Source organism: Desulfobotulus mexicanus, from assembly GCF_006175995.1.
Classification (GTDB): Bacteria; Desulfobacterota; Desulfobacteria; order Desulfobacterales; family ASO4-4; genus Desulfobotulus; species Desulfobotulus mexicanus.
On the sequence record NZ_VDMB01000016.1, the window covers coordinates 79,877 to 86,701 of the forward strand.

At 47.6% G+C, this 6,825-nt stretch carries 7 protein-coding genes; all 7 read left to right on the forward strand.

Annotated features, from left to right (window positions below; genetic code table 11):
* The first annotated feature begins 442 nt into the window (after positions 1–442).
* The 7 genes from hcp to FIM25_RS12225 all read left to right on the forward strand — a co-directional run bounded on the left by hcp (position 443) and on the right by FIM25_RS12225 (position 6,468).
* Positions 443–2,104: a hydroxylamine reductase gene (gene hcp / locus FIM25_RS12195; protein WP_139449715.1), complete on the forward strand. Its 1,662-nt coding sequence runs from the start codon at positions 443–445 to the stop codon at positions 2,102–2,104.
* Between the two features lie 72 nt (positions 2,105–2,176).
* Positions 2,177–2,644: a cytochrome c3 family protein gene (locus FIM25_RS12200; protein WP_139449717.1), complete on the forward strand. Its 468-nt coding sequence runs from the start codon at positions 2,177–2,179 to the stop codon at positions 2,642–2,644.
* Positions 2,637–4,211 (forward strand): ammonia-forming cytochrome c nitrite reductase subunit c552, encoded by a 1,575-nt coding sequence (locus tag FIM25_RS12205; protein WP_139449719.1) that lies wholly within the window; start codon positions 2,637–2,639, stop codon positions 4,209–4,211. The genes FIM25_RS12200 and FIM25_RS12205 overlap by 8 nt, the downstream gene beginning before the upstream one ends.
* Before the next feature lie 306 nt (positions 4,212–4,517).
* A complete protein-coding gene (locus FIM25_RS12210; RefSeq protein ID WP_139449721.1) occupies positions 4,518–4,724 on the forward strand; it encodes a type II toxin-antitoxin system HicB family antitoxin in 207 nt (68 codons plus the stop codon).
* A gap of 9 nt (positions 4,725–4,733) precedes the next feature.
* Positions 4,734–4,937 carry a type II toxin-antitoxin system HicA family toxin gene (locus tag FIM25_RS17910; RefSeq protein ID WP_139449723.1) on the forward strand — a complete coding sequence of 68 codons (204 nt, stop codon included), beginning with the start codon at positions 4,734–4,736 and terminating at the stop codon, positions 4,935–4,937.
* Between the two features lie 262 nt (positions 4,938–5,199).
* Positions 5,200–5,508: a ComEA family DNA-binding protein gene (locus FIM25_RS12220; RefSeq protein ID WP_246052178.1), complete on the forward strand. Its 309-nt coding sequence runs from the start codon at positions 5,200–5,202 to the stop codon at positions 5,506–5,508.
* Positions 5,509–5,721: 213 nt separating this feature from the next.
* Entirely contained in the window at positions 5,722–6,468 is a 747-nt protein-coding gene (locus tag FIM25_RS12225; protein ID WP_139449725.1) for a hypothetical protein, read from the forward strand.
* Positions 6,469–6,825: the final 357 nt, after the last annotated feature.

Sequence of the window (6,825 nt, forward strand, 5' to 3'; positions counted from 1 at the left end):
TCCTTTTTAAGAATGGTTGACTGAGCTCCTTTGATTGGATGGAATCATAACTTTTTCATGGAAAAAAGTCCAATATCTTAAAGTTTTTTCATGGAATTTTCTTTTAAGTTAACAGTGGATGGCTGAATGCCTGCTGGCTGGTGTGGGATATGAACTGATTCTTTAAACACTTTCATGGATGGGTCTTTTTAAAAAACAAAGGATGGCGTCTTCCTCAGGGTTCTTCTTTCTGGGATGCAGTTTTTTTTAGTTTGCTTTTGTTTATTATAAGGGGTAGGGATATATTTATCCTTTTTCTGTTTTTTGTGCGCGAATAAAAACGGTGTTATTTTGTCTGCGGTGATAAGGAAAGGTAAAATATTTTAAGGTTCGGAATTAAAGGTTTTTTTGGGGTATGTTCAGGGCTATGTCTTTGTAACCATATGAAAAAAGGAGGGCGCCTGTGTTCTGTTTTCAGTGTCAGGAAACCATGAAAAACACCGGATGCACGGTAAAGGGTTTCTGCGGGAAACCCGAAGAAACGGCAAGCCTTCAGGACCTTCTGATTTTTGTCATGAAAGGCATTTCCGTTTATGGCGAAAAACTAAAGGAAATGGGGGCTGCTGACCGGAGCCATGACAACTTTATCATGAAAGGTCTTTTTGCCACCATTACCAATGCCAACTGGGATAATGCCCGCTTTAGCTCCATGATTGAGGAAGGCCTGCGGCGCAGGGAAAGCCTTGCCGTTAAATTCAGAGATCTTTACCGTGAAAAAAACGGGAAGGATTGCGCAGAATCTCTTCCTGAGGCAGCTACCTGGACGGCTCCTGCTGAGGCCTTTGGGGAAAAGGCAAAAAAGGTGGGCGTTTTACTAACGGACAACGAAGACGTCCGTTCCCTGAGAGAACTTCTGACCATAGGCCTTAAGGGCATTGCGGCCTATGCGGAGCATGCGGCTGTTCTGGGATTTCATAAGGAAGAAATTGGCGAGTTCATGATGGAAGCTCTGGCTTCGACCACAAAGGAGCTGTCCGTGGATGCCATGACTGGCCTTGTTATGAAGGCCGGAGAAATGGCCGTCAGCACCATGGCCCTTCTGGATGAGGCCAATACGAAAACCTATGGTCATCCGGAACTGAGCGAGGTAAATATCGGCGTTGGCAGCAAGCCCGGTATTCTGATCTCCGGCCATGACCTTAAAGATATGGAAGAACTTCTCTGTCAGACCGAAGGTACGGGCATAGACGTTTATACCCATGGAGAAATGCTGCCTGCCAATTACTATCCTGCTTTTAAAAAGTATACTCACTTTGTGGGAAATTACGGTGGTTCATGGTGGCACCAGAATGATGAGTTTGAATCCTTTAACGGTCCCGTGCTTCTCACCACCAACTGTCTTGTGCCTTTAAAAAAGGACAATAGCTATCTGGATCGTCTGTTTACAACGGGTGTGGTGGGCTATGAAGGGGCTATGCACATTGCAGACCGGCCAGAAGGCGGGGTCAGGGATTTCTCTCCCCTCATCGAGAAAGCCAGAAGCTGTGCACCACCGATAAGCCTTGAAGAGGGAAGCATTGTGGGAGGCTTTGCCCATAATCAGGTTCTGGCACTGGCTGATAAGGTTGTGGAGGCAGTAAAGAGCGGTGCCATCCGCCGTTTTGTGGTCATGGCCGGTTGCGACGGAAGGCACAAAAGCCGCAGCTATTATACGGAAGTTGCTGAAAGTCTTCCTTCAGATACGGTCATACTTACGGCGGGATGTGCAAAGTATCGTTACAATAAGCTGAATTTAGGAGATATAGGTGGTATTCCACGGGTGCTGGATGCGGGTCAGTGCAATGACTCCTATTCCCTTGCCGTGATAGCCCTGAAACTGAAAGAAGTTTTTGGCTTAGAAGACATTAATGAACTGCCCATTTCCTATGATATAGCCTGGTATGAACAGAAGGCAGTAGCCGTTCTTCTGGCCCTTCTCTCCCTTGGGGTTAAGGGAATCCGCCTTGGTCCCACGCTGCCGGCCTTTTTGTCTCCGGCCGTGGCTAAGGTGCTTGTGGAAAAATTTGATATCAAACCCATATCCTCTGTGGAAGAAGATGTGGCAGCTATGATGGCGGGTCGTTAATGTCTGGACGGATGCTGAGACTTTTCTCAGCATCCTTAAATTTTAAGGACTTGTTTTAAACAGGAGGTTTTTATGAAGGCACCTCCCGGCGGTATGAAAACCCTGCTTCTGGCCCTTGGTCTGATTGTTGTGGGTGCCGGTATTTATGCGGCAGCGGATTTTTCCATGAAAGCCACGGATGAGCCCGCATTCTGCGGATCCTGTCACATCATGTATGAGGTGGTGCGTACCCAGCAGAATTCTGTGCATGCCTCCCTTTCCTGCAATGACTGCCATGCACCTGCGGGCGGTATGCGGAAAATCATGTTCAAGGTCAAGGCAGGTGCCAAGGATGTGTACCAGAATACCTTTGGCGATGTTCTGGATGTGATTCATACCACCCAGGCCACAAAGGATGTGGTCAATGAAAACTGCATGGCCTGCCACACCATGACAAATCTCAATGTGGCTGATGCCAAGGAATCCTGTACGGACTGCCACCGTCAGGTTCCCCATTTTTCCAAGTCGCCCATTGCTGAAAGGAGGGTAGCCAATGAATAGGACTGCTGGCCGGAATATCCGGCTGCTTGTGGTATGCTGTCTTCTGACAGCTGGATTTGTAATGGGTGGCTGTACTCAGGTTCCGGACCCTGAAACACCATCTTATAAAACAAAACTGGGGGCGGACGAAATCCGCAATTCAGCCTTTAAAAAACAGTTCCCCCTGCATTATGAAACCTTCCTTGCCAACAACGATGACACGCAGATGACCGAATATGCGGGTTCAGTTCCCCATGAAAAACACCTCTGCGGAGATCTGCCAAGGGCTTATAAATACTGTCAGCCCTATCTGAAAAATCTCTGGATGGGTTATCCCTTCAGTTATGAATACAACCGGGCCAGAGGCCACACCTTTGCCCTTTATGATGTGTTGCACATTGATCGCATCAATCGTTACAGTGAGGAGGCGGGCCTGCCCTCCACCTGCTATACCTGCAAAACGCCCAAAATGATCGAGTGGGTGGATAAATATGATGATGATTTCTGGGCCATGGAGTTTCATTCCTTCAGGGAAGAGCTGGATCTGGATGACCACACCATAGGCTGTGCCACCTGCCATGATCCCCAGAGTATGGACTTGAGAATTACCAGTGTGCCTTTGGATGAGGCTTTGAAGCGCATGGGGCAGGACTGGCGGGAGGCGTCCAGAAATGAAATGCGTTCTCTGGTCTGTGCCCAGTGCCATGTGGAATATTATTTTCAGGATAAGGCATTGGGGCCTGAGGCCAAGCCCGTATTTCCCTGGGATCTGGGCAGAAATCCAGAAAATGTCTATGAATATTATAAGGATAAGGGTTCCACTGAACGCAAGGGCTTTGAGGGAAATTTTGTGGACTGGACCCATGCGGTTTCCGATACGCCCATGATCAAGATTCAGCATCCGGAATTTGAAACCTGGTATGATGGTCCCCATGGGGCCGCCGGTGTTTCCTGCTCCGACTGCCACATGCCCTATCGCCGCATGGACGGTAAAAAGAAAATATCTTCCCACCACTGGACTTCGCCCTTGAAAAGTGCTGAAAGCATCAGCCGGACCTGCGGGCAGTGCCACAGTGATAAAACACCGGAATATCTTAAGGAGCGGGTTGTTTATACTCAGGAACGCACCTGGGAGCAGTTGATGGTGGCTCAGGATCTTTCCGTGAAGGCCCATGAAGCCGTGCGCCTTGCCCGTGCCTTTGAGGGGGAAAAGCCGGATAATTATGAAGATTTAATGATCGCCGCTCAGGAGCGAATCCGTAAGGGGCAGATGTTCTGGGACTGGATATCAGCGGAAAACAGTGCTGGTTTCCATAATCCCGCCAAAGCACTGGAAACCCTTGCCCGTTCCCAGCAGTACAGTCAGGAGGCTGTGAACTATGCCATGCAGGCCACAGGTTATGCAACGGCACCAAAGCTTGAGGGCAATATCAAAGACATAGTATCGCCCATCAAAGAGCACAGCCGCAAGCTGCAGCAGAGTCAGGATCATCTGGACTCCCATCCCTGGCTGGGATATCTTCCCCTTCTTCCGGAAGCAGATCTTGTATGGGATCTGAATAAGCGGGTGGGGCCGGAAGCGCCATAAAACAAATTTGATTATAAGGTTCTTTTAGTTATGCGAACCTTAAGGCCCTTAAGGACTTTAAAGACCTTAGGGGCCTTAAGGACTTTAATGACCCCTGACCTTGAAGACCTTGAAGACCTTGAAGACCTTAATGACCTTAAGAACTTCAGAATTTTATGGATGATAGCCCTGTTTTTTTCTTGATCGACGGACAAAGAGGGGATATTCTTTTAAAAGTTTTGACCTTTAGTATCAGAATAAATGGAAATTTTTTATTTGTCGGACTGTTATGGATTCTGATCCGTTCTTCCACCGAAGGAAAAACATATGGAACTTTCAGCCGTTTTGACTCCTGCCCCGGAAGGAGGCTATGTGGCCTTTAATCCTGAGACAGGTACAACTACGCAAGGTGAAACCGTTGAAGAGGCATTGCTGAATCTGCGTGAAGCAACGGAGCTTTATTTAGAAGAATTCCCCCTTTCAATTGTTGGACGCCCCCTACTGACCTCATTCCAAATACCCGATTATGCCTAAGCTACCGGTATATCGGGAGCCGATGCGGTACGTGCATTGGGAAATCTGGGTTTTGTAGTCACTCGCCAGCGTGGAAGTCACATCATGATGCGCCGCAGCTCTTCCGGTTGTGTTGTGCCCAATCATCGTGAGTTGAAAACCGGAACCTTGGTCGGCCTTCTCAAACAAGCAGAAGTCTCACTGGAAGAGTTCATTGGGGCACTGGATTCTTGATACTCAGAGTTCATTTAATTCCGGAAATGGCTTTAAAAAGTAAAAAAAACTTGATCTCCCGCCTGTAATCTTCTATCTTATTTCTCAATTATTTTTCGGCAGTATCTGAATGGTTTTTTTTTGTATCACAATGCTTGATGGACACCTGCATTTCTGCGCTGTGTTTTTTCTGTGATCTATATTGTGTGCCGTTTGTTTTTTTCCGTATTCGTAAGGTGCGGGTACGGTATTTTATTATCCAAATTTAAAGGAGATGCTTTTTATGAACGGTTTACGAAACAAGCTCTTTGCTGTTATGATCGCCGCATGTTTTTTAATGGTTTTTATGGCAGGGTCGGGGATTGCCCAGAGTGCAAAAGTTAATATTAATACAGCCAGCGTGGAAGAGCTGATGCAGATTAAGGGTATTGGTAAAGTCTATGCAGAGCGCATTGTTTCCTATCGTGAATCCAATGGATCCTTTGGCAGCATAGAGGATTTGCAGAATATCAATGGAATTGGTCCGAAAACCATAGAGAGAATCAAAGATTTTGTAACTGTCTCAGAAGCAGGGCAGGATACTGCATCCTGATTTTCTTGATGGAAGTTGCGGGAGTCTTCCGGTCTTTTTTCCGGGAGGCTCTTTTTTATTGGGGAGTTTCCTTTTTTTTAGCCATCTTGATCTGAATTGGTTGCCAGAGCGGTTTATCCATGATTGGATACATGGCGGAAACAGATATGTCTGGAGGCTCTGAACCGGTGGAAGCTTCAGGCGAAAAAGATGTGAAAAATTCAGGGAGGATATATGTTTCTTGAAAATCTGACAATTGATCCGCGCTTTTGTGGTCCGTCCCAGTCCGGAAACGGAGGATATGTCTGTGGACGCATTGCAGGGCATATTTCCGACACGGCATCGGTTTCCCTCCGGGTGCCGCCGCCCCTTGAAAAAGAGCTTTGTATGGAAAAAGCCGAAGACAGAGTCAGGTTGATGGATGGTGATATCCTAATTGGAGAAGGTGCTTCTTCGGAGCTGGATATTAAAATACCCGATTTTATTTCCTTTGAAGAGGCTGTGGAAGCTTCTAAAAATTATGCTGGTTTTCGCCATCACAGTTTTCCCCGCTGTTTTGTCTGCGGAACCCTTCGGGAAGAGGGGGATGGGTTGCGAATTTTTGCTGGGGGTATAAAGGATAAGGGCCTTGTGGCTTCTCCATGGATTGTGGATGCCTCCCTTGCCGGAGAAGATGGAAGGGTATCTGATGCTTTTATCTGGGCGGCCTTAGATTGTCCCGGAGCCTTTGCCGTGGCGTCCTTTGAAAAGGGCAAAGCCATTGTTCTGGGTCAGCTGGAGGCACGTATTGAGGGGAAGGTAAAGCCCGGTGACCGCTGTATTGCCATGGGCTGGCCCCTCGGAGTCAATGGCAGAAAAAGAATGGCAGGTTCAGCTGTTTTTTCAGAGTCCGGAGACCTGCTGGGCCTTGCCCGTGCCGTATGGGTGGAGATTCCTGAAAATCTTTTTCCGCCGGAAAATCCCTGTACGGATTCTGTATAAAATAATCGTAATTATTCAGCACCGTTTTCCAAGTACCATACCTGCAAGACAGATGCACAGGCCCCGGCTATTTGCCCGTGACGCAATCTTATTCGGGAGCTTCTTGCCCTGTGCGGAAGCGGCAAAAACTCCCCGCCACAGGCAGGATAAGCTTTTTGATTACCATGGCAGGCTTAAGCACGCTGCCTTTGTGGCGGCTCAGACAGTTTGCCGCTTCTTTCGCACAGGCCTTCAAAGCTCTGATCCGAAACGATTGCAATGTCACTTGCAAATAGCCACGGAGCCTTGTAACAGTACGATGCTGCTGTAATTACAGCATTGTCAGTTCAGAATAAACTGTGCTGAACAGTTACAAAT

Coding starts and splice junctions, on each gene's coding strand:
- FIM25_RS12200 (WP_139449717.1), top strand. CDS start 2,177: ATGAAGGCACCTCCCGGCGGTATGAAAACCCTGCTTCTGGCCCTTGGT.
- FIM25_RS12205 (WP_139449719.1), top strand. CDS start 2,637: ATGAATAGGACTGCTGGCCGGAATATCCGGCTGCTTGTGGTATGCTGT.
- FIM25_RS12210 (WP_139449721.1), top strand. CDS start 4,518: ATGGAACTTTCAGCCGTTTTGACTCCTGCCCCGGAAGGAGGCTATGTG.
- FIM25_RS12220 (WP_246052178.1), top strand. CDS start 5,200: ATGAACGGTTTACGAAACAAGCTCTTTGCTGTTATGATCGCCGCATGT.
- FIM25_RS12225 (WP_139449725.1), top strand. CDS start 5,722: ATGTTTCTTGAAAATCTGACAATTGATCCGCGCTTTTGTGGTCCGTCC.